Annotated in this window: 18 protein-coding genes, 5 pseudogenes and 1 riboswitch; of the genes and pseudogenes, 6 read left to right on the top strand and 17 right to left on the bottom strand. The window is 61.1% G+C overall.

Annotated elements, in window-relative coordinates; genetic code table 11:
- The 3 genes from AKJ29_RS12490 to gabT all read right to left on the bottom strand — a co-directional run.
- The coding region (locus tag AKJ29_RS12490) for an aldehyde dehydrogenase family protein (RefSeq protein WP_082392601.1) at nucleotides 1-1430 on the bottom strand (1430 nt) is incomplete at its 3' end.
- Between the two features lie 135 nt (nucleotides 1431-1565).
- Nucleotides 1566-2780 carry an acyl-CoA dehydrogenase gene (locus AKJ29_RS12485; protein ID WP_055190113.1) on the bottom strand — a complete coding sequence of 405 codons (1215 nt, stop codon included), beginning with the start codon at nucleotides 2778-2780 and terminating at the stop codon, nucleotides 1566-1568.
- A 22-nt stretch (nucleotides 2781-2802) separates the two neighbouring features.
- Complete coding sequence (gene gabT, locus AKJ29_RS12480) at nucleotides 2803-4098, bottom strand: 4-aminobutyrate--2-oxoglutarate transaminase (RefSeq protein ID WP_055190114.1); 1296 nt, start codon at nucleotides 4096-4098, stop codon at nucleotides 2803-2805.
- A gap of 180 nt (nucleotides 4099-4278) precedes the next feature.
- On the opposite strand from gabT, the gene AKJ29_RS12475 reads away from it, so the two are divergent.
- A complete protein-coding gene (locus AKJ29_RS12475; protein ID WP_055190116.1) occupies nucleotides 4279-4860 on the top strand; it encodes a cupin domain-containing protein in 582 nt (193 codons plus the stop codon).
- Between the two features lie 79 nt (nucleotides 4861-4939).
- Here AKJ29_RS12475 and AKJ29_RS12470 read toward each other — a convergent pair whose 3' ends face one another.
- The 11 genes from AKJ29_RS12470 to AKJ29_RS12420 form a co-directional block, all read right to left on the bottom strand.
- The gene (locus AKJ29_RS12470; protein WP_055191360.1) at nucleotides 4940-6283 is read right to left on the bottom strand and encodes an NAD(P)/FAD-dependent oxidoreductase; all 1344 of its coding nucleotides are present in this window, start codon (nucleotides 6281-6283) and stop codon (nucleotides 4940-4942) included.
- A gap of 20 nt (nucleotides 6284-6303) precedes the next feature.
- Nucleotides 6304-7605, bottom strand: a complete 1302-nt coding sequence (locus AKJ29_RS12465; RefSeq protein WP_055191358.1) for an NAD(P)/FAD-dependent oxidoreductase — start codon at nucleotides 7603-7605, stop codon at nucleotides 6304-6306.
- 27 nt (nucleotides 7606-7632) lie between these two features.
- On the bottom strand, nucleotides 7633-9009 hold the full coding sequence (locus AKJ29_RS12460; RefSeq protein ID WP_055191356.1) for a glutamine synthetase family protein: 1377 nt from the start codon (nucleotides 9007-9009) through the stop codon (nucleotides 7633-7635).
- Nucleotides 9010-9122: 113 nt separating this feature from the next.
- Nucleotides 9123-9773, bottom strand: coding sequence for a GntR family transcriptional regulator (locus tag AKJ29_RS12455; RefSeq protein WP_055191354.1), 651 nt, complete (start codon nucleotides 9771-9773; stop codon nucleotides 9123-9125).
- 156 nt (nucleotides 9774-9929) lie between these two features.
- Nucleotides 9930-10580 carry an energy-coupling factor ABC transporter ATP-binding protein gene (locus AKJ29_RS12450; protein ID WP_055191351.1) on the bottom strand — a complete coding sequence of 217 codons (651 nt, stop codon included), beginning with the start codon at nucleotides 10578-10580 and terminating at the stop codon, nucleotides 9930-9932.
- A complete protein-coding gene (gene cbiQ / locus AKJ29_RS12445; RefSeq protein WP_055191349.1) occupies nucleotides 10567-11355 on the bottom strand; it encodes a cobalt ECF transporter T component CbiQ in 789 nt (262 codons plus the stop codon). Before cbiQ ends, AKJ29_RS12450 begins: the two co-directional genes overlap by 14 nt.
- On the bottom strand, nucleotides 11352-11951 hold the full coding sequence (locus AKJ29_RS12440; protein ID WP_055191348.1) for a hypothetical protein: 600 nt from the start codon (nucleotides 11949-11951) through the stop codon (nucleotides 11352-11354). The genes cbiQ and AKJ29_RS12440 overlap by 4 nt, the downstream gene beginning before the upstream one ends.
- On the bottom strand, nucleotides 11948-12565 hold the full coding sequence (gene cbiM / locus AKJ29_RS12435; protein ID WP_055191346.1) for a cobalt transporter CbiM: 618 nt from the start codon (nucleotides 12563-12565) through the stop codon (nucleotides 11948-11950). The genes AKJ29_RS12440 and cbiM overlap by 4 nt, the downstream gene beginning before the upstream one ends.
- Nucleotides 12566-12602: 37 nt before the next feature.
- The gene (locus AKJ29_RS12430; protein ID WP_055191344.1) at nucleotides 12603-13400 is read right to left on the bottom strand and encodes a DUF4198 domain-containing protein; all 798 of its coding nucleotides are present in this window, start codon (nucleotides 13398-13400) and stop codon (nucleotides 12603-12605) included.
- Between the two features lie 150 nt (nucleotides 13401-13550).
- Nucleotides 13551-13774, bottom strand: a riboswitch (cobalamin riboswitch).
- Nucleotides 13775-13980: 206 nt separating this feature from the next.
- Nucleotides 13981-14715 carry a CDP-diacylglycerol--serine O-phosphatidyltransferase gene (gene pssA / locus AKJ29_RS12425; protein ID WP_055191342.1) on the bottom strand — a complete coding sequence of 245 codons (735 nt, stop codon included), beginning with the start codon at nucleotides 14713-14715 and terminating at the stop codon, nucleotides 13981-13983.
- Nucleotides 14708-15400, bottom strand: coding sequence for a phosphatidylserine decarboxylase (locus tag AKJ29_RS12420; protein ID WP_175502316.1), 693 nt, complete (start codon nucleotides 15398-15400; stop codon nucleotides 14708-14710). The genes pssA and AKJ29_RS12420 overlap by 8 nt, the downstream gene beginning before the upstream one ends.
- A 171-nt stretch (nucleotides 15401-15571) precedes the next feature.
- Between AKJ29_RS12420 and AKJ29_RS12415 the strand changes: the two genes are divergently transcribed.
- The gene (locus AKJ29_RS12415; RefSeq protein WP_055191362.1) at nucleotides 15572-16471 is read left to right on the top strand and encodes a glucosamine kinase nucleotide-binding domain-containing protein; all 900 of its coding nucleotides are present in this window, start codon (nucleotides 15572-15574) and stop codon (nucleotides 16469-16471) included.
- Nucleotides 16468-17586, top strand: coding sequence for an N-acetylglucosamine-6-phosphate deacetylase (nagA, locus tag AKJ29_RS12410; protein WP_055191340.1), 1119 nt, complete (start codon nucleotides 16468-16470; stop codon nucleotides 17584-17586). Before AKJ29_RS12415 ends, nagA begins: the two co-directional genes overlap by 4 nt.
- A 136-nt stretch (nucleotides 17587-17722) precedes the next feature.
- On the opposite strand, the pseudogene AKJ29_RS18875 reads toward nagA, so the two are convergent.
- From AKJ29_RS18875 to AKJ29_RS12395, 3 genes and pseudogenes are all read right to left on the bottom strand, one after another.
- Nucleotides 17723-17998, bottom strand: a pseudogene (locus tag AKJ29_RS18875) (alkaline phosphatase PhoX); the annotation flags it as partial.
- 52 nt (nucleotides 17999-18050) lie between these two features.
- A pseudogene (locus AKJ29_RS12400) lies at nucleotides 18051-18564 on the bottom strand (IS6 family transposase); the annotation flags it as partial.
- Nucleotides 18519-18950 carry an IS5 family transposase gene (locus tag AKJ29_RS12395; protein ID WP_082392598.1) on the bottom strand — a complete coding sequence of 144 codons (432 nt, stop codon included), beginning with the start codon at nucleotides 18948-18950 and terminating at the stop codon, nucleotides 18519-18521. The gene AKJ29_RS12395 and the pseudogene AKJ29_RS12400, both read right to left, overlap by 46 nt.
- Before the next feature lie 131 nt (nucleotides 18951-19081).
- Between AKJ29_RS12395 and tnpA the strand changes: the two are divergent.
- From tnpA to AKJ29_RS12380, 3 pseudogenes are all read left to right on the top strand, one after another.
- A pseudogene (gene tnpA / locus AKJ29_RS12390) lies at nucleotides 19082-19358 on the top strand (IS200/IS605 family transposase); the annotation flags it as partial.
- A gap of 28 nt (nucleotides 19359-19386) precedes the next feature.
- Nucleotides 19387-19630: pseudogene (locus AKJ29_RS20100) on the top strand (transposase); the annotation flags it as partial.
- 66 nt (nucleotides 19631-19696) lie between these two features.
- Nucleotides 19697-20957 (top strand): annotated as a pseudogene (locus AKJ29_RS12380) (IS256 family transposase).
- Nucleotides 20958-20992 lie beyond the last annotated feature (35 nt).

The following is a 20992-nucleotide window of genomic DNA, read 5'->3' as shown; positions in this document are numbered from 1 at the left end:
GGCAGCGCCCCGCAGTATTTAGTTTTGACGTTTGAGTAGAATTCTGCGGCGTATTTACCCTGTTCTCTTGCACCATAGCTAGAGGCTTTTGTACCGCCGAAGGGGACGTGGTAATCGACGCCTGCGGTTGGGAGGTTGACCATGACCATACCGGCCTGTGCGTTGTGTTTGAAGCTGCGGGCATGTTTCAGGCTTGCGGTGCAGATCCCTGCGGAGAGGCCAAATTCGGTGTCGTTTGCGGTGGCCAGCGCCTCGTCGAAATCGGCGACCTTGATGATCGAGGCGCAGGGACCGAAGATTTCTTCGCGTGAACTGCGCATCTGGTTGGTGGCCCCGACGAACATGGCCGGTGCCTGGAAGAAGCCTTCGGTGTCGCGATTGAGGCGTTCCCCGCCGATCACCTCGGCCCCTTCGGAGCGGGCCAGATCCACATAACCCAGATTGCCGTTCAGCTGGTTTTCTGACACAACCGGGCCGATCTGCGTGGCCACATCCAGCGGGTTTCCCACGGTGAGCGCCTGCATTTCCGCCGCAAGCCGCTCCACAAACGCGTCATGGATACCCGCCTGCACGATGATGCGCGAGGACGCGGTGCAGCGCTGGCCGGTCGAGAAGAAGGCGCCATTGAGGACGGTCGAGACGGCAATGTCCATCTCGGCATCGTCCAGGATCACCATCGGGTTCTTGCCCCCCATTTCCATCTGCAGCTTTTTCATGCCGCGCGCGGCGTCCACAGCCATGTTGCGCCCCACCGGCACCGACCCGGTAAAGCTGATCGCCCTCACGCCGGGGTGATCCACGATGGCCTGCCCGACAACGGAGCCGCGCCCCATCACCAGGTTGAAGATGCCCGCGGGCACACCGGCCTCGTGCAGGATTTCAGCCAGCAGATGCGCCGATCCCGGCGTCAGGTCCGCAGGTTTGAACACCACCGCATTGCCATAGGCCAGCGCCGGGGCGATTTTCCACGCGGGGATCGCAATCGGGAAGTTCCAGGGCGTGATCAGGCCCACAACCCCCACCGGTTCGCGCGACACTTCCACATCCACATCCGGGCGCACCGAGGCAACCGCATCCCCGGTCACACGGATCGCCTCTCCGGCAAAAAAGCGAAAGATCTGCGCCGCGCGGACGGTTTCACCGATCGCCTCCGCCAGCGTCTTGCCCTCTTCCCGGGCCAGGATCGTGCCGATCTCATCCTTGCGGGCAAACAGCGCCCCCGCCACGGCCTCAAGCAGGTCCGAGCGCAGTTGCGGCGAGGCATTCGCCCAGGCCGGAAGCGCCGCATTGGCCGCCGCCACCGCGTCATTGACCTGTTCAATGGACGCATGGGCATAGGTGCCAATCACATCCGACAGGTCGGCGGGGTTGAGATTTGGAACGGCATCCACGCCATCCAGCCATTCACCGGCAATCAGGTTTCGCTTCATCGGCTCTCTCATCATGTTTGAGGGTCAGGGAAAGACGAGGAAAGCCGCAGATGTCAAATCTGGGGGGGATATGTACGGCTTTCCTCAAGGATCCGGCCACCAAGAGGAACAAGTGGCCGGATCTGTTCGACAGGATCAGGCGAAGGCCTGCAGCCCGGTCTGGGCACGGCCCAGGATCAGCGCATGCACGTCATGGGTGCCTTCATAGGTGTTCACGGTCTCAAGGTTCACCATGTGACGGATCACGTGGAAGTCCTGGCTGATGCCGTTGCCGCCATGCATGTCACGGGCCAGACGCGCAATATCGAGCGCCTTGCCGCAATTGTTGCGCTTGATCAGCGACACCATCTCCGGCGCGGCTTTCGCCTCGTCCATCAGGCGGCCAACGCGCAGCGCCGCCTGCAGGCCCAGCGAGATCTCGGTCTGCATATTGGCGAGCTTCAGCTGGAACAGTTGCATCTGCGCCAGCGGCTTGCCGAATTGTTTGCGGTCCAGCCCATATTGACGGGCACCGTGCCAGCAGGCCTCAGCCGCCCCCATCGCGCCCCAGGCAATGCCGTAACGCGCGCGGTTCAGACAGCCAAACGGACCTTTCAGGCCAGAGACATCCGGCAGCAGGGCGTCTTCGCCCACTTCCACATTCTCCATCACGATCTCGCCGGTGATCGACGCGCGCAATGACAGCTTGCCTTCGATCTTCGGAGCAGACAGCCCCTTGGTGCCTTTGTCCAGCACAAAGCCCTTGATCTTGCCGTCATGCGCATCCGATTTGGCCCAGACCACAAACACATCCGCGATCGGCGCGTTGGAGATCCACATTTTCGACCCGTTCAGCACATAGCCGCCGTCGACCTTCCTGGCGGTGGTTTTCATCGAACCGGGATCGGACCCCGCATCCGGCTCGGTCAGGCCAAAGCAGCCGATCCATTCGCCCGACGCCAGTTTCGGCAGGTATTTCGCGCGCTGCTCTTCGGTGCCATAGGCATAGATCGGATACATCACCAGCGAGCTCTGCACCGACATCATCGAACGATACCCACTGTCGATGCGCTCGACTTCGCGCGCCACCAGACCATAGGTCACGTAACCTGCGCCAATGCCGCCGAACTTTTCCGGGATGGTGGTGCCCAGCAGGCCCATTTCACCCATCTCACGGAAGATCTCCGGATCGGTCTCTTCGCGCGCAAACGCCTCGGTCACACGCGGCATCAGCTTGTCTTCAGAGTAGGCGCGGGCCGCATCACGGACCATACGCTCATCCTCAAGCAGCTGGTCTTCCAGCAGGAAGGCATCATCCCAGTTGAAGGACGCAAGCGCCGGCTGGGATTGGGGGGAAAGATCTTTCGCCATATCTTTGTCTCCTGTTCGCGGCTTACGCGGCGGTTTTGCTGATGGCAGCTTCAATCGAAGCCTCAAGAATGTCCATCGCCTCGTCGAGCTGTTCCATCGGAATGGTCAGTGGCGGCAGAAGGCGCACAGCATTGGCGCGGGTGCCGCAGGGCAGAATGATCAGGCCACGCGCCTCGGCCTCGGCCACAATGGCCTGGGTCAGCGCGGGATCCGGGGCGTTGGTGTCACGGTCGGTGACCAGTTCAAAGGCAATCATCGCGCCCAGGCCACGCACGTCGCCAATCGCTTCCATCCCCTGACGCGCCGCCAGGGCGTTCAGACGGGATTTGACCTTCTCACCAATGTCAGTGGCGCGGTCGCAAAGCTTCTCTTCCTCGATCACGTCAAACACAGCATTCGCCGCCGCCACCGCCAGCGGGTTGCCCGCATAGGTGCCGCCGATGCCGCCCACCGGGGCAGCATCGACAACCTCGGCCCGGCCAGTCACGGCTGAGAGCGGGAAGCCGCCCGCCAGGCCCTTGGCCATGGTCACCAGATCGGCGGCCACGCCCGCATGCTCAAACGCAAAAAGTTTACCCGTCCGCGCAATCCCCGCCTGCACCTCATCCGCAATCAGAAGAATGCCGTAATCGTCACAGATCTTGCGCAGCGCGCGCAGGAATTCAGGCTGGGCGATGTTGAAGCCCCCCTCGCCCTGCACCGGTTCAATGATCATCGCCGCCACACGCTCCGGGTCGATCGAGCTTTTGAACATATTGTCCAGGATCGCCAGCGACTGTTCGACACTCACACCGTGGAATTCATTCGGAAACGGCGCATGCAGCACCTCGGGCGGCATCGCCCCGAAGGCTTTCTTGTAAGGGGTCACCTTGCCGCAAAGCGCCATGCCCATCAGGGTGCGCCCATGGAAGGCGCCGGAAAAGGCAATCACACCCGAGCGGCCGGTATAAGCGCGCGCCATCTTGACCGCGTTTTCCACCGCTTCCGCACCGGTCGTGACCAGCATGGTCTTCTTCTTGAACTCCCCCGGCGTCGACGCGTTCAGACGCTCCGCCAGCGCGATATAGCTTTCATAAGGCGCCACGTGGAAACAGGTATGGGTGAACGCCTCGGACTGCGCCGCCACCGCCGCCATCAGCTTCGGATGACGATGGCCAGTATTGTTCACGGCAATGCCCGCCGCAAAGTCGATATAACGCTTGCCATCGGCATCCCACAGCTCGGCATTCTCTGCACGCACCGCATAAATGCCACGGGTGGCCACACCATTGGCAACAGCCTCGGCGCGGCGGGATTTGAGGGTTTCAGTCTTGCTCACGTGAGGCTCCTCCACAGGTGACGGAATGTGTCTCCCCCCAAAAAAATCCGGGATCGATTCACATATTCATTGATTCTCGCATCCTGTATTGCTCAATTTATTGAGCATTGCTAGAGGTGAGTTTGGACAAAACTCGCTGAATCGCCCAATCTGGCAAAAAGCGATGAAAGGACCCAATCCATGGTGGACGAATTTGACGTTGGCGCCCGTTTGAAGCAGCTAAGACAGCAATTCAACATGTCTCAAAGGCAGCTCGCCGAATCCGCAGGCGTGCCACACGGGCAGATCTCAATGATCGAAACCAACAGATCCAGCCCGTCCGTCGCAAGTTTGCGCAAAATTCTGGGCGGCTTCGGAATTTCCATGTCAGAGTTTTTTGAACCCGACGCAACAACAACCTCACAAAACTTCTTCACACCCGCTGAACTCAGAGACCTCACGTCCCTCCTCTACCAGGGAAACGAAGCCGCACAGAAAAAAATAACCCTCAAACAGGTCGGAGACGCAAAACTCCACGGCCTCCAGATCCTACACGAAAGATACGAACCCGGCGCCGATACAGGCGAAACCATGATCGAACATGACGCAAATGAAGGCGGTATCGTCATCGAAGGCGAACTCGAAATCACCGTCGGACCAGAAACCAGAACCCTCAAAGCCGGCGACGCATACCTCTTCAACTCAAAAGAACCACACAGATTCAAAAATAACTCCGACAGAGTATGCAAAGTCATCTCAGCTTGCACTCCACCATACCTATAAAGGATCGGAGCGGGCGGAGGGATCAGGGAACGCTCCGGCAGGCGCCACGCGGGTCAGGATGCCGGCCGGGGGCGATATCCTATCTGCCAAACCCCTCATCGCGTAACCGATACCAAGCAAAGGCCGCGGGCAAGGCGCTGCGCCGCCAACGACCCAGTTCGAACCGGCGCAAGGGTCGTTGCATCAAACCAGGATGCGGACGGGCAGCGCGCCCAAGCGCCATATCGGCGATCAACGCCCCCGCATAGGGCGCCATGGTCACGCCGCCGCCGTGAAACCCAAGCGCAGCCCAGGCCCTGTCCATCCCCGGCACCGGCCCTGCAAACGGCACGAGGTTGCGGGTCATGCAGATGAGGCCGGACCAGAAATACTCTGTCTCCACCTGCTGCCAGGCCGGGAACATCCGGTCGAAATCCGCCCGTGCTGTGGCCTCGGTGCGGGCCATCTCTGCCTCTGTCACCCGCACGGAGCCGCGCAACCCAAGCAACATGCGCCGATCCGGCAGCAGGCGGAAATAATGCAGCAATGTCCGGCTGTCGACGCACATCTGGTCCGAGGTCCAGCCCTGCGCCGCCAACTCATCCTCGGCCATTGGGCGCGTCACAAGGATATTCGACTGCACCGGCAGATACCGCCCGGCCAAGGCGTCGGGCAGGTCCTCTGAGGAATAGCCATTGGTGCAGATCAGCAGGTGCCTGGCCCGCAGCCTGCCCTGAGGCGTCTGCAGGATATGCGGTGCCCCCGGCGTGATCTCCATGACCGGCGCGCGGGAATGGATCCGCACCCCGGCGCGCTCTGCCGCCCCGGTCAGCCCCAGCACGAATTTCATCGGGTTGAGCGCAAAGCCGATCGGCAGGGTCACCGCCCCGTGAAAATCCGGGCTGGTCATGCCTCGGGCGGGCATCTCGTCTTTCGGGATGAACTGATAAGGCAACCCGTAGCGGCTGGTATATTGCTGGCCGTATTCTTTCAGCCCCTGCACCGCCTCGGGGCGATGGGCCAGATAGGTGTAACCGCTGGACTGGCGGTCCACATCCAGCGCAAACCGCTCCAGATAGGTTTCAACCAGATCCACCGCCGCCCGCTCAGCGTCAAAAAACAGCCGTGCATCATCCGGCCCGTATCGGCGCAGGATCTGCCCATCGTCGAGCTTTGCGGCCCCCAGTGAGACCAGCCCGCCATTGCGCCCCGATGCGCCCCAGCCGGGGGTCATCGCATCCAGCACCGTCACATCGGCCCCTGCTTCGGCCAGTTGGAGGGCTGCGGACAGGCCGGCATACCCGCCGCCAATCACGGCAAAATCCGTCTCTGCCGCACCGTTCAGGGCTGGATATTCCGGTGCCGGGTCCGGCAGGAAGCGGCTCCAATACCGGTCGCGGATCGGGCGATCCGAATAAGCCAGATTTTCATAGATCCGCCGCATGCTCCCCCCTCAGCCGCGTCTCAGAGCCTGTCCCTGAGACTAAACCACAACATGGCCAGAACCAGAAGAGGCGAGCGCAGCGCGGGCCCGCCGGGGAAGCGTTGGGTCGGCACATTGGCCATGATGTCAAACCGTTCCGCCTGCCCCGCGATGGCTTCGGCCACGATCTGGCCCGACAGGGTCGCCAGCGCCACACCATGGCCCGAAAAACCGGACAGCGAGAGGATATTGCCGCTGATCCGTTCCACATGTGGCATCCGATTCATGGTGATCCCCAGCGTGCCGCCCCAGGCATAGTCGATGCCGATGCCTTTGAGCTGCGGAAAGATCTCCTCCATCGGGCGCCGCACCGCACCGGCGATATCGGACGGAAACTTGTACCGATAGCTTTCCGTGCCGCCGAAAAGCAGGCGGTGGTCGTCGGAAAAGCGGAAGTAGTTGATCACGAATTTGCTGTCGGCCACGGCATAGTTGTTGCGGATCAGATCTTCCTGCTGCGCCGGGGTCATGGGCGTGGTGGCGACAATGTAATTGTTGATCGGCATCACCCGCTCGGCCACATGGCGCTGCAGTTTTCCAAGATAGCCATTGCAGCCCATCACCACATGGCGCGCCGACAGGGTGGCCCCGTCGGTGACCACCTTAACCGGGTCCCCTTCGATGATCTCACGAACCTTGCTTTCCTCAAAGATCCGCACCCCGGCCTGAACCGCCATCCGCGCCAGTCCCAGGGCAAATTCCAGCGGGTGGATATGCCCCGCCCCCAGATCCAGCGTCCCACCGTAATAGGCGGGCGAGTTCACCAGATGGCGACATTCCTCTTCATCGACAAAACGGATCTTGTCATAACCGTATTCGTCATTGAGCTTGCGGGCATAGTCCCGGCTATGGGCAACATAGCGTCGGCGGTGATCGGTGTGCAGCACCCCATCGTGGAAATCCGCCCGCACCAGATCGGATTTCGACAGGTCCCGCACCAGATCCACCGATTGATTGGCCAGCGCCCACAATTCCTGCGCATGGGCCTTGCCAACCATATTTTCCAGATCATCCTGATCGAGGCGCTGCCCCTGCCCGACCTGCCCGCCATTGCGCCCCGAGGCCCCAAACCCCACGCGTTGCGCCTCAAGCAGCACCACATCATAGCCCTTCTGCGCCAGGTGCAGCGCGCTTGAAAGCCCCATGAACCCACCGCCCACAACACAGACGTCGCAGGTGATCTCTCCCCGGGCCTTCTCGAACCGATCCAGCGGCGTGGCGGTGGCAGCATAATAGGAGTGCGGATATTCCCCCGCACGATCATTGACGGTCAGCAGATCCATAATGTCCTCGCATTTCCCGGTTGGATATCAAGCATTCAGAAGAAGGTGACGGCGTTCCCAGGGCGAGATTTCACGCTGGTATTCCTCGTGCTCCGCCCATTTGATATCGGAATAGAGCTTGCAAAACTCCTCCCCCAGCACGGCCCGGATCTCATGCGCCTCATCAAACAGCTCCAGCGCCGCCTGCAGTGAAACCGGCAGCGGCTCCTCAGCCTCCCAGACCTCCTTGGTCGCCTCCGCGCGCGGCTCGACCCTGTTCATCATGCCCAGATAGCCGCAGGCCAGCGAGGCCGCGATGGCGATATACGGGTTGCAATCCATGCCAATCACCCGGTTTTCAAGCCGCCGCGCCGCGGGGCCGGAATGGGGCACGCGCAGCCCGGTGGTGCGGTTATCCGCCGCCCATTCCAGATTTGACGGCGCCGACTGCCCTTCAACCGTGATCCGCCGGAACGAGTTCACGTAAGGCGCCAGCAGCGGCACCACATCCATCATGTATTTCTGCGATCCGCCGGTGAACCAGCGAAACAGGTCCGACGCGGCGCCATCTGCGCGCGAGAACACGTTCTGGCCGGTGCTGCTGTCCACAACCGACTGGTGCACATGCATCGCACTGCCCGGTTCATCCCGCATCGGCTTGGCCATGAAAGTGGCAAAAACGCCGTTTTTCAACGCGGCCTCGCGAATGGTGCGTTTGAACAGAAACACCTGATCAGCCAGATAGACCGGGTTGCCATGATTGAGGTTGATCTCGATCTGGCCGGCCCCGCCTTCCTGGATAACCGTGTCGATTTCCAGCCCCTGCGCCTCGGCAAAGTCGAAAATCGTGTCGATCACCGGCCCGTATTCATCCACCGCCGACATCGAATAGACCTGACGGCTGGCCCCTTGCCGCCCGGTGCGCCCGATCGGCGCTTCGATCGGTTCGTTCGGGTCAAGATTGGGCTTGGTCAGGTAAAATTCCAGCTCTGGCGCCACCACCGGATCCCATCCCTGCGCCTGGTAAAGACCCACCACATGTTTGAGCAGGTTGCGCGGCGCAATCGGCAACGGATCCCCCTCGCGGGTGAACATGTCACAGATGATCTGCACCGTGGCATCCTCGGCCCAGGGCACCGCATTGGCGGTGGACATGTCCGGGCGCAGCACCACGTCGCGCTCCAGCCACTGGTTCTCGATCTCCATGTCCACATATTCGCCGGAAATCGTCTGGTAAAAGAGGGAAATCGGCAGCGCCAGCGCCTCGTCCGGGTCAAATTTGACCGCGGGCATCGCTTTGCCGCGCGAGGTACCGGCAAGGTCGGGAATAATGCATTCCACCTCCTCCACGCGACGCCCGCGTGCGTATTCGGTAAACTCTTCGGGCAGGGTGTTTATCCAGCCGCTGCGGCGATCCTGTGTCATCTATCCTCCTTTGACGCCCATTTGACATGGGGCGCTCAGATCTGGATGCACTTTTGATCAAAAGTGTGCAGCACGTCAAGATATTCCTTCACCGCGCACCCGGCCCGCGGGGGTCATGCGGAGAGGGATTTTTGCACAAACCCCATACCCTGACGGATATCTTCGGCCATGGCAGCCCCGACGGCTGTCGGATCTTTCGCCCGCAACGCCCGGATCGCTTCCATATGCTGGTCACTCTGACCTGACGTGCCAAACCGGCCACACCCCACCCGCAAGGAGGGGCCAATCTGCAGCCAGAGCATCTCGGCATGGCGCAACAGAATATCGGCCTCAGATGGGGCATATAGCGCAAAATGGAACCGGTAATTGGTTTCCAGATAGCCCCGGATATCACCCAGATCAATCGCCTCGCCCATGGCGTCGTCAATTTCCTCTAACCCATCAATACCGTTTTTATCCAGATGTTTAGCACCCATCTCTGCCAGTTTTGGCTCAACTGAAAGACGCAAGATTTCGATCTGGTCAAACCGCTCCTTGGTCATGACCGGAACCGCCACACGCCGGTTTTCCAGAACTTCAAGCGCACCTTCCGTGGTCAGTTTTCGAATGGCTTCACGCACGGGAGTCACCCCCGCCCCAATCGCCTCTGCCAAGCCGTGAATGGTCAGTGGCTGACCGGGCAGCACCTCTCCAAACAGGATCATTTCCTTGATTTTCGTGTAATAGGTTTCATGAACCGGACGGCGACCTGTCAATCTGCTCATCACATTCTCCAACTGGCGGCGAACCTTCTGTCAGGGTGTAGCAGATCGCGCCGCGCGCAGCAAACCGGTCACGCCACGAGCGGTTGCAGTTTTGATAAAAACTGTAACACGCTCCGGGAAATCGCCCCCCGGACAGGCCCGGAGGGCGCGGTATTTTCAGAATCGCACCAGTTTGCGCCCTTCCAGCCGATAGCCTTCCGGCGCAATTTCCGAGCGAAATTCCGGCACATGGCTGACCAGCAGGATCGCTTGATCCAACCCTTTGAGGATCTCGATCAGGCGGGCGTAATTATCCGGATCAAGCGCATTGGTGGGTTCATCAAGGATCAGCACCTCGGGCTCCATCGCCAGAACCGTGGCCAGCGTGACCAGTCGCTTCTCACCACCCGAAAGCTTGTGAGTGACCCGATCACGCAGATGGATCAGCCTCAGGCGCGACAGCACCCGGTCCACAATCGCCAGCGCCTCGTGCTTGGATTTGCCCAGGTTGAGCGGCCCGAAGGCCACGTCTTCGGCGACGGTCGGGCAGAACAGCTGATCATCCGCATCCTGGAAAACAAGCCCGACCCGACGGCGCATCTCGTGGAAATCCGCCTCGGCGATGCAGGGTTTGCCAAAGGCTTTCACCGTGCCGCTCATGGGGGTGATCAACCCCATGATGATCTTGAGCAGGGTAGATTTGCCCGCCCCGTTTGGCCCGACCAGCGACAGGCGCTCCCCCGGCTCCAGCCGCAGCGCCGCCCCTTCCAGCACCGGATCCAGCCCCGGATAGGCAAAGTGGATATCTTCCAGCTCAATGAGTGGCATAGAGGACCTCGGCGGCGATCAGTGTCAGCAATGCAACCGCAAGAGATAGGGCAAACAGGATGTCGGACCGGCTCAGCCGGAACTCTTCAAGCAGCAGGATACGGCCCGAGAACCCCCGGCATTTCATCGCCGCCAGAATGCGTTCGGAGCGTTCGATCGCCCGCACCAGCATCATCCCCACCAGATAGCCATAGCTGCGATAGGTGTGCCAGTTGGTGCCGGGGCGAAATCCGCGCAGCTTCATCGAGACACGCAGGCGCAGGTATTCCTCGCGCAGCACTTCGATATAGCGGATCGTGAACATCATCAGATGCACCAGCCGCGCCGGGGTTTTCAGCGCAAATAGCGCATGCCCCATGGTCACCGGCTCCATCGTGCCCACCAGTGTCATCACCGCAAGGATCACCGCGTTGGCGGTCAGAGCGATTTCCACCGCGCGCCACAACCCTTCCCAGCTGGCGGCAAACCCCCAGATCGTGAAGATCGGCGTCCCCGGCATGGTAAAGGGCAGCAGCACCAGCATGAAGATGATGAAACTGTCCATCATCGCCATCCGTTTCAGGGTCTGGCGAAACGGCAGGCCGGACAGGCAGAGCAGCCAGACCGACAGGCCCATGGCGCCGGTCAGGACCCGAAGGTCACTCAGCCCAACCACGACAATCGCATAGGCCAGGGTCATCACGATCCGCATCCGCGGATCCAGCGCAGAGACCGCGGCGCGAAAGGCGCCAAAGCCGGACAGGGGTTTTTCAACGCCGGTCAGAACATAGGTCATTGCCCCTTCCCCATCTTGCGCCGTGCAGCAATATAGAAGGCCACGCCGAACAGGCCGAAAATATAGCCGATCCCGCCAAGGATGGACTGGAAATTCGCCTCATTCTTCAGCGCGGTGATTTCCTTGCGCAGCGGGCGCAATTCGGTGCGCAGCATGGTCGCAAGCTCAGATCGTGCCTGATCAGACAGCCCGGCATTTGGCGCCGTCATCTGCTCAGGCGCGCCCTGCAGCACCGACGCCGCGGCGGCGGGGTTGGACGGGGTGGGGTTTTGCCCCATCAGCTCTGCCACTTCCGCGCCGGGCATAATCACCTCGGCCACATGGCCCGCCCCCAGATCGCCCCGAAACACATGGGTGATCGGCTGGGTTGGTGTGAACAGAAAGAACCCGTCCGCATCCGTTCTGGTCTCTCCAATCTTGGTGCCCGCCTCATCAAACACCTCAATCAGCAGGTCTGCGGCCATAACCCCGCTGGAAAACCCGATCTCGCCCTCGATATTCGACCCTGACGGGAAGACGGCAGAAATCACGTTATGGGCATAGGCCGGCAGGACCGGCAGCGCCAGAAACACAATCAGTAAAAACGCCCGGATCATGTCAGCCCTCCTTTTACATCCATGAACAATTCAGGTTTGACACGGCGGGCCAGGAAAATGGCAGCACCGGACAACAGCGCCTCGATCACCATCACCGGGATATGAGCAAAAAACACCAGCTTTGCGGCGGGCAGGAATTCATCCCCGGTCAGCGCGAGGGAAATCGCCACGGCAATGGTGGTGGCCGCGATGGCCATGCCCCCGCCGATGCCACCCCAGATCGCGCCCTGACGCGGAGAGCCCCGCGCCACAAGCGGGCGAAACGCCAGCCCGACCAGCACCGCAGGCAGCGCGATATTCACCGCATTCACCCCCAGCACGGTCAGACCGCCAAACCCAAAGAACACCGCCTGCAGCAACAGCCCGACAAACAGGGCCGGAAAGGCGGCCCAGCCCAGCACAAGCCCGGCCAGCCCGTTCAGGATCAAATGGACCGAACTGGGCCCGATCGGCACATGGATCAGTGAGGCCACAAAAAAGCTTGCCGACAGCACACCTGCCGCAGGAATGCGTTCAAGGGTGAGATCCTTCAGGCCCATGGCAAGCCCGCCAACGGCCAGAACCGCCCCGCCAATCACCACCGGGTTGGACAAAGCGCCATCTACGATATGCATTCTGCACCCTCCCCTTTTTGACTGTGGAATGCGCGCGTCATTTCAGATCCTCCGCCCGGATCCACAACACGGCATCCTGGCTCAGTTCCTTGCCCTCATGTTCCGTCTCAGGCCCGGTTCCCAGGGCTGCAAATCCCCAATAACCAGATTTCGGAATACCGAAGGTAAAGACGCCATTGGCATCCGTCAGCGCAACAATGGTCCCTCCGCCCATTGGCTGAGCAGTGCTGTCGGAGGTGGCGAAACGCTCCAGATCCGGCTCGGCCGACATATATTCAATTTCGATCTCGGCGCCGGCAACGGGTTTCCCTTCGGACAGGACCTGCCCCGAGAAAGTCGAACCGGTGATCACGTTGTAAGGCTTGTTGAGCGGCAGGATCTCGGTCGGCAGCCCCACCGGCTGATCCCAATCGGTGGGCAGGGTGTTGCGGTTCAGAACAACCTTGGCAATCTGCTGGATATAGATGCCTTCGCTTTGCTCATAATAGGGGGCGGGCACCGTCACCACCACGTAATCGCCCGACCGTTTGACCGGCACGCTGGCCCGATAGGCGGCTGCCTCGTTCGAAGCCCCTTTGAAGGTCGCAGGCTCCAGACGATCCATCAGGTCGGTCTTTTCGCCATTATGCACCATGAAAAATTCCTGCGGCTGGCCCATGTCCATCACGTGCCCGTTTTTCATCGGGTGCCAGAAGATCAGCCCCATCGGCACGTCCCCCGGGCGTTCGATCAACGCGTCCTTGGTATAGTTCAGCTGGAAATGCGCAGAGGCCGTGACCGGCAGCAATGCGGGAAGGGAAATGGCCAGTGCTTTGGCCAGAAGGGTCGTTTTCATATCGTCCTCATTCGACAGTGCGGACACGTCTTTCGCGTGCCCTGCAAGCAAGAATGAACAACGGGGAGTTGGCACGGTGGGTCCGGTTTTCGTTCTGGGACCGCCGGGCCAGACGCTCACCCCGGCGTCCGGTTGGAAATGGGCAAGGTCTCCCTGGCCCAGTGTCCGGCAGGTCTCCTGACTCGCGGGTCAAAGCTTGACTGGCCTTCCCGGGGCGCCTTTCGGCGGCTTCCCAGTGGCATGTTCAGCGTCGCTCACCGCTTACAGTTGCGGGGGCAGTCACGGAATTGGCGCCTGTTGGCTACACCTCACCGTATTCCCTATTGCTACCGCAGAGCCTCTGCTCGCGCGGAACCGATCACAGGGTCTGAATGTCAGATCACCGCCCCGGATGTCAAGATGCAGCGCCCCTTCCCACAGGTCGCAATCAGGCGACAATCGGTCGCGAGCCTGTGCAAACCCTTGAATTCAAACGAGTTTGAAAGCCCTAGAAAAACGGGCCCTAAAGCAGCCACCCTAATCCGCGGCGAATCGCCAATGCCGGGCACGGCCGCTGTCTGTGGCAATGTCAGTCACGTTGTCAGTCGCGCAGCATCCGCAGCGCCCCGAGGGCCACCAGAACCAGATAGGCCACACTGCACAGCAGCAACGTCAACCAGACATAGGTCACAAAGGCCGCCCCGAACACGCCCACAGCAACCAGCACGTATTTCACATGCTCCCGATGCACCCGCGTGGTTTTGAAAGACGGGGTCGGAATGCGGCTGATCAGCAAAAACGCCACCAGCATCAGGTAAAGCACCGTGATCCCGTCCGGCAGGGGGCCCGACTGCACAAACACCCGGTCCAGATAGATCGGCACCAAAGCCAAAAGCGCCCCGGCCGGCGCGGGCACCCCCACGAAATGCGCAGAACTGCCGCCCTGTTCGGATTTGTTGCCCACATTGAACCGCGCCAGACGGATCAGGCAGCAGATCGCAAAAGTCAGCGCCGCCAGCCACCCCAGCGAGCGCAGATCCTGCAGCCCCCAGAAATAAAGAATGAATGCGGGCGCCACGCCAAAATTCAGGAAATCGGCCAGGCTGTCCAGCTCGGCCCCCATTTCGGACTGCCCATTGACCAGCCGCGCCATCCGGCCGTCCAGACCATCCAGCACCGCCGCCAGCAAGATAAACCCAACCGCCCAGCTGACATGGCCCTGAATGGCAAACCGGATCGCGGTCATCCCCGCACAGACCGCCGCCACGGTCATCACATTCGGCACCAGTTGGATCAGGGCAACCTTGCGGGGCGCCTTTTGGGGGTCATCAAGCATCGGCGCTGCCGTCTGCCCCGGACGTGTCGGTCAGCTCTGCAATCAGCGTCTCACCCGCGATCATGGTCTGGCCCAGACGCACCATCGGTTCGACCCCTTCCGGCAGATAAACATCCAGACGAGAGCCGAAACGGATCAGGCCGAACCGCTCCCCAAGTCCCAGACGCTGCCCCTCGCCGGTAAAACAGACAATGCGGCGCGCCACGAGACCCGCGATCTGCACCACGGCAATGTCGCGCCCGTCGGGCATTTCGATCCGCAGGCTGTTGCGCTCATTGTCCTTGCTGGCCTTGTCGAGCGAGGCGTTGAAGAACTTGCCCGGGCGATAGGCAATCTTGACGATCTTGCCGCCCACCGGCATCCGGTTCACATGGCAGTTGAAGACCGACATGAACACACTGACACGGGTCAGCGGCTTGTCTTCCATCCCCAGTTCCGCCGGGGGCACCGCCGGTTCGATCAGCGATACCACCCCGTCCGCCGGGCTGATGATCACATCATCGCGCACCGGCGACATGCGTTCGGGATCGCGGAAGAAATAGTAACACCAGACGGTCAGCCCGACCCCGATCCAGCCGAGCGGCTCCCACAGCAAAAACAGCACCACGGTGATCGCGGCAAAAATTGCAACAAACCGACGCCCCTCGGGATGCATCGGTTTGACGAAGGTAGACATCATATTCACGGCAGGTTTTCCGTTCAAAAAAGTTCGCCCCAAAATACGCAGCGCGATTGGGAAAGCAAGCGGCATCACCCGCGCCCGCCTTTGGACCGGCGCCTGCAATCCGGCACGGCGTTGCAAACAGTCCGAGTTTGGCCTGTTCTTTTGTCGTCATCTGCGGTTTACAGTTTGACCATGACATCACCTTCCGCCCCCTCCGCCCCCCGCCAGACGCAACCGATCATCGCCGTGGATGGCGGCGGCACCAAATGCCGGATGGTGCTGGATTGCGGCACCTCCCGGCATGACGTCGAAGGCGGGTCGGTGAATGTGAATTCTGATTTCGAGGGCGCGATGGCCGAGATCAGGCGCTGTCTGGATCTGCTGTCGCACCGCTCCGGCCAGACGGCAGACCAGCTTGCCGCCCTGCCCAGCTATCTTGGACTGGCCGGGATTATCAGCCCGGCGCAGATCCCCGCGATCCGCGCGGCCCTGCCCTTTGCCCATGCAAAGATCGAAGATGACCAGCCTGCCGCGCTCAAAGGTGTGCTGGGGGAAGAGGACGGATATCTTGCCCATTGCGGCACCGGATCTTTCGTGGCCTCCCAGATCCGCGCAAAGATGCGCTTTATTGGCGGATGGGGCGCGGTTCTGGGCGATCCGGCCTCGGCAATGTGGGTGGGACGAACGGCGCTCAACTATAGTCTGGATGTGGTGGACGGGCTGCGCGCGCCCTCGGACCTTGCCAGCCATTTTCTTGATCGGTTTGCCGACCCGCTTGGCATCCTGCGCTTTGCCGCCGGGGCCTCGCCCGCGGATTTCGGGCAACTGGCCCGGACCGTGACCCAATTTGCCGAAACCGGTGACGCGCTGGCGCTGGCGGTGATGGAGGCCGGGGCGGACGCAATTGCCGACCGGCTGATCCGAATGGGCTGGCAGCAGGGCCAGCCGCTCTGCCTGACCGGTGGGATCGGACCGGAATTTGCCGCCTATCTGCCCGACCGGATGCAACAGAGCCTGATCGCGCCCAAAGCCACGCCGCTTGAGGGGGCGCTGGCGCTGGCGCATCTTTTTGCCAGGGAGGGTCAGCCATGACCGCTGCCACGTTGCGCGTCTCGGGCGGGCCGATTTTCGACGGCACCCAGCTGCGGATGAGCCATGTGGCCCTGTTTGTGGACGGGGCGCTGCAGACGCTCCTGCCCGAGGATGGGACCAGACCGGATATCGACCTTGGCGGGGACATCCTGTCGCCGGGCTATGCGGATCTGCAGGTCAATGGCGGCGGTGGGGTGATGCTGGGGGACGCCCCCGGGATCGACACTTTGCGCGTCATGTCGAAAGCGCACCGCAGGCTTGGCGTGGCGCAATTCCTGCCCACGCTGATCACGGATCGGCCCGAAACCACCCGCGCCACCATTGCCGCCGTGCAACAGGCCATCCATGCGCAGGTGCCCGGCATTGCCGGATTGCATCTGGAAGGCCCGCACCTGTCACTGGCCCGCAAAGGCGCCCATGACGCCGCCCTGATCCGGGCCATGACCGAGGCCGATCTGGACATGCTCATGGCCGCCGCACAGGTCCTCCCCGTGCTGAAAGTCACAATCGCCCCGGAAAACGTCACCCGCGAACAGGTGCGCGCATTGGCCAAGGCCGGGGTTCTGGTCTCGCTTGGTCATACGGATGCGGATTTCGACACCTGCCTGCGTTATGTCGAAGCGGGGGCGCGCTGTGTCACCCATCTGTTCAACGCGATGAGCCCGCTTGCCAGCCGCGCGCCGGGCTGCGTGGGCGCGGCCCTCGGGGACGGGCGGCTCTGGGCCGGGGTGATCGCGGACGGGATCCATGTGCACCCGCAGACCTTGCGCACCGCATGGGCCGCCAAATCTGGCCCCGGTGAGATTTTCCTCGTCTCCGACGCCATGGCCGTGGCGGGAAGTGACCGGGCGGGGTTTGATCTGAACGGGCGCCGGATCACGCGGGATCAGGGACGGCTGACGCTGGCGGATGGCACGCTCGCCGGGGCCGATCTGGACCTGACCCGCGCCATTCAGGTGATGGTCGAGGAGGTCGGCGTGCCGATGGCCGCAGCCCTGCGCGCCGCCACCTCTGCGCCACGGGCGCTGGCAGGGCTGGCACCGCCAACAGCCGCCAAGGATTTCATCCGTCTCAGCCCGGACCTGCGCACGCTGCACTGGCTGACAGAAAAATAAACCCACCCCCGAGCCGCTCAGTTCCGTTCAGACAGTCTGGTCTGAGCGGAACCGGCCGGGGGTGGATCTGTCTTGCAGGGCTTTCAGCGCGCCCGTCTGCGCTGAGGCAGAACGGGTCAGCCCAAATGCCCCCGGATCAGCCCAGACGCCCGTTATCTTCGCGTTTCACCGCGATGACAGATGAGCGCGGCAGGCCGGTTTCCGCAGGCCAGGATCCACCCGGATGCTGGATCCCGACAAAGGCGGTGTGCCGGTCCGATGACCAGCACAGCCCGGTCACCTCACTGCCTTTTGGCCCGGTCATAAAGCGCGCAATCTCTCCGGTCAGCGGATCCCCCACCAGCATCTGGTTGTTGCCCATCCCGGCATAATCACCCTCGTTGCTGTCCTTGCCATCGGTCTGGATCCACAGGGTATTGCCAAGTTGTTTAGGGCAGATTGCGAAGGACAGGCAAAGGCATGTCTCATGCCGCCATTTCGGCGGTGTAGTCAGCCCAGAGGTTGAAAGCATCGGTGCGGGCGTGGCGGTATGAAGCTGCGTTGAGTTGACAGCGGCGCGGTCGGAAGATCAAGTTTATCTGGTCGTGCGCAGATAGAAACCTCTGAGCGTGTCTGAGCGTGCCGGTGGGATTTGAACCGCCCGAATATCTTCTCCCGTTTGCGGGTCGGCCGGTGCGACACTTCGATCGCGTAGTTCAAAGCCTTGTGGGCGCGATGATCAGCCTGCGATGCCAGCGCACCGATCGGCTTGATGTAGCTGCGTAATTTGTCAGTGATCACACCCCTCGGCTCTCCAAACTGAGTGATCAACCGTCGGAAGAACCGCTTTGCCGCCTTTGCGTTTCGTCGAGTTTGGACGAGAATGTCGAGCACATCACCGTCTGCGTCGATGGCGCGCCACAGCCAATGCTTCTTGCCACGGATTGTGATGATTATCTCATCCAAATGCCACTTATCGTTTGGCCGTGGTCTGGACCTGTCGCGGTTTGATGCCGCTCCTTTGGTTTTGCCGATATCCCGTCCTTCGCCGGTGTTTTTTTGGCACCGTTGGCTGCGATGCGATGCGTTTTGACATGGCTGGCGTCGATCATCAGCGTGGAAAGATCTGCCGTCTCACGCGCCAAAGTTTCGAACACATGCTCGAAAACGCCTGCTTCAGACCAGCGTTTGTAGCGGTTGTAGAGCGTCTTGGCGGGGCCATATTCCGGCGGCACATCGGACCAGCGATAGCCTCGCTGAATGCAGAAAATGATGCCCGATAACACGCGCCGGTCGTCGACACGCGGAACACCGCGCGGCGTATTGGGCAACAAGGGCCTGATTTTATTGTACTGTTCTTCGGTGAGCCAGAAATGCGACGACATGAAACCTCCCAGATTTCACATCTTGAATCACATCAACGTTTATAGGTCTACGCCCTAGTATCCACTCTTTGGTCTAAACCCTCCGACTTCCAGTCGGACCCGCTTCAGCGTGAAAGAATCGCCTTATGATCATGCAATATGACACCGGCAAACACTGCGTTTTCTATCACCGCTACCACATCGTCTGGTCGACCAAGTATCGTGCCCAGGGCGCTGCGTCTTCGGGTGCGCGACATCTGCCGCCAGGTCTGCCGCGAGAACGAGGTCGACATCTTGCGCGGGGTGCTGTCGAGCGATCACATCCACATGTTTGTGTCGGTGCGGCCGAAACTTGCCATCTCGGACCTGGTGCGCAAGATGAAGGGCCGTTCGTCCTACCGGCGCCAGCCGGTAGTCGTTCAGTTCCGGCCCTTTGAGAGCAATATTGCCTTGAACTATGGCAAACGGACACAGTGAAGAGTTCAAGCGGGATGCGGTGCGTATCGCGCTGACGCGCGGCCTGACGCGGCGACAGGTTTCTGCGGATTTTGGGGGGCCTTTCAACGCTGAACAAATGGATCACATCCTTTGACGAAGAAGCGGTTGTTTCCGGGCCCAATCAGGATCTGGCACGGGAGAATGAACGGCTTCGACGGGAGAACCGCATCCTGAAGGAGGAGAGGGGCGTGCTAAAAAAGGCCACGGCCTTGGGACTATCCTGAATTTTGTGCTCTGGCGTGGTAGCTCAAGAATGAGGAGACCCACGTATGAGCATCGACAAAGACCTTTTGGACCAGCTGATGGATGGGCGTTCGCCCGGTGATCTGTTTGGTAAAGATGGCGTTCTGGCTGAATTGACGAAAGCGCTGGCGGAACGTGCCCTGAGTGCGGAATTGGACGATCATCTGACAGAAGACCGGTCTGATCCGCCGTCTGAAGGGGCAAACCAGCCGCCAAATCGGCGCAATGGCAGCAGCCAAAAGACGGTAACGACCGGCAGTGGCAAGGTTGTTCTGGACATTCCCCGCGACCGCAACGGCAGCTTCGATCCGCTGCTGATCGCCAAGTATCAGCGGCGGTTTTCCGAGTTCGACACCAAGATCATCAGCATGTATGCGCGCGGCATGACGACCCGGGAAATCCAGGGCCATATTGAGGAGATTTACGGCGTTGAGGCGTCCCCCAGCCTGATCTCGGCGATCACCGACGCTGTCATGGACGAGGTCACTGCCTGGCAGACCCGCCCGCTGGAACCGTGCTATCCGGTCGTGTTCATGGACGCGATCCGGGTCAAGATCCGCACCGATGGCGTGGTCATGAACAAGGCGGTCTTCGTCGCCCTGGCGATCCTCCCGGACGGTACGCGGGACGTTCTGGGGCTGTGGTTCCAGGCCAATGAAGGCGCCAAGTTCTGGGCCAAGGTTCTGAGCGATCTGCGCAATCGCGGTGTTCAGGACATCCTTATCGCCGTCGTTGATGGGCTCAAGGGCTTCCCCCAGGCCATCGAGGCCGCCTTCCCGCAGACCCAGGTCCAGACCTGCGTTCGGCATCGGTCTCGAACCGATGGCGACCAATGCCTCACTCCATCTTCTTCGCCATTCCATGAGCTTTGCCAGCTACAAGGACCGCAAGGCGGTCGCCACAGCGCTGAAGGCGATCTACACTGCCATCGACGCTCAAGCTGCCGAGACCGCGCTGGCCGAGTTCGAAGAAAGCGATCTGGCCGCCCGTTACCCGGCGATCGCGCCGAGCTGGCGGCGGGCCTGGAGCGAGGTTATCCCCTTCTTGGATTACCCGCCGGAGGTGCGCAGGCTGATCTACACCACCAACGCAATCGAGGCGCTGAACTCGAAAATCCGTCGAGCCGTCCGCACCCGGGGTCACTTCCCAAGCGATGAGGCAGCCGCAAAATTGATCTATCTGGCCCTGAATGCTACATCACAGGAGTGGAAGCGCTCCGTGCGTGAATGGCATGCAGTGAAAAGCCAGTTCGCGATCATGTTCGAGGAACGCTTCCCGATGACGTAACAAACGCGTCAGAGCACAAAATATCTGACAGTCTC

Origin of the sequence: Aliiroseovarius crassostreae, from assembly GCF_001307765.1 — a bacterium.
Lineage (GTDB): Bacteria > Pseudomonadota > Alphaproteobacteria > Rhodobacterales > Rhodobacteraceae > Aliiroseovarius > Aliiroseovarius crassostreae.
This window is presented reverse-complemented; position numbering and strand designations above follow the sequence as displayed.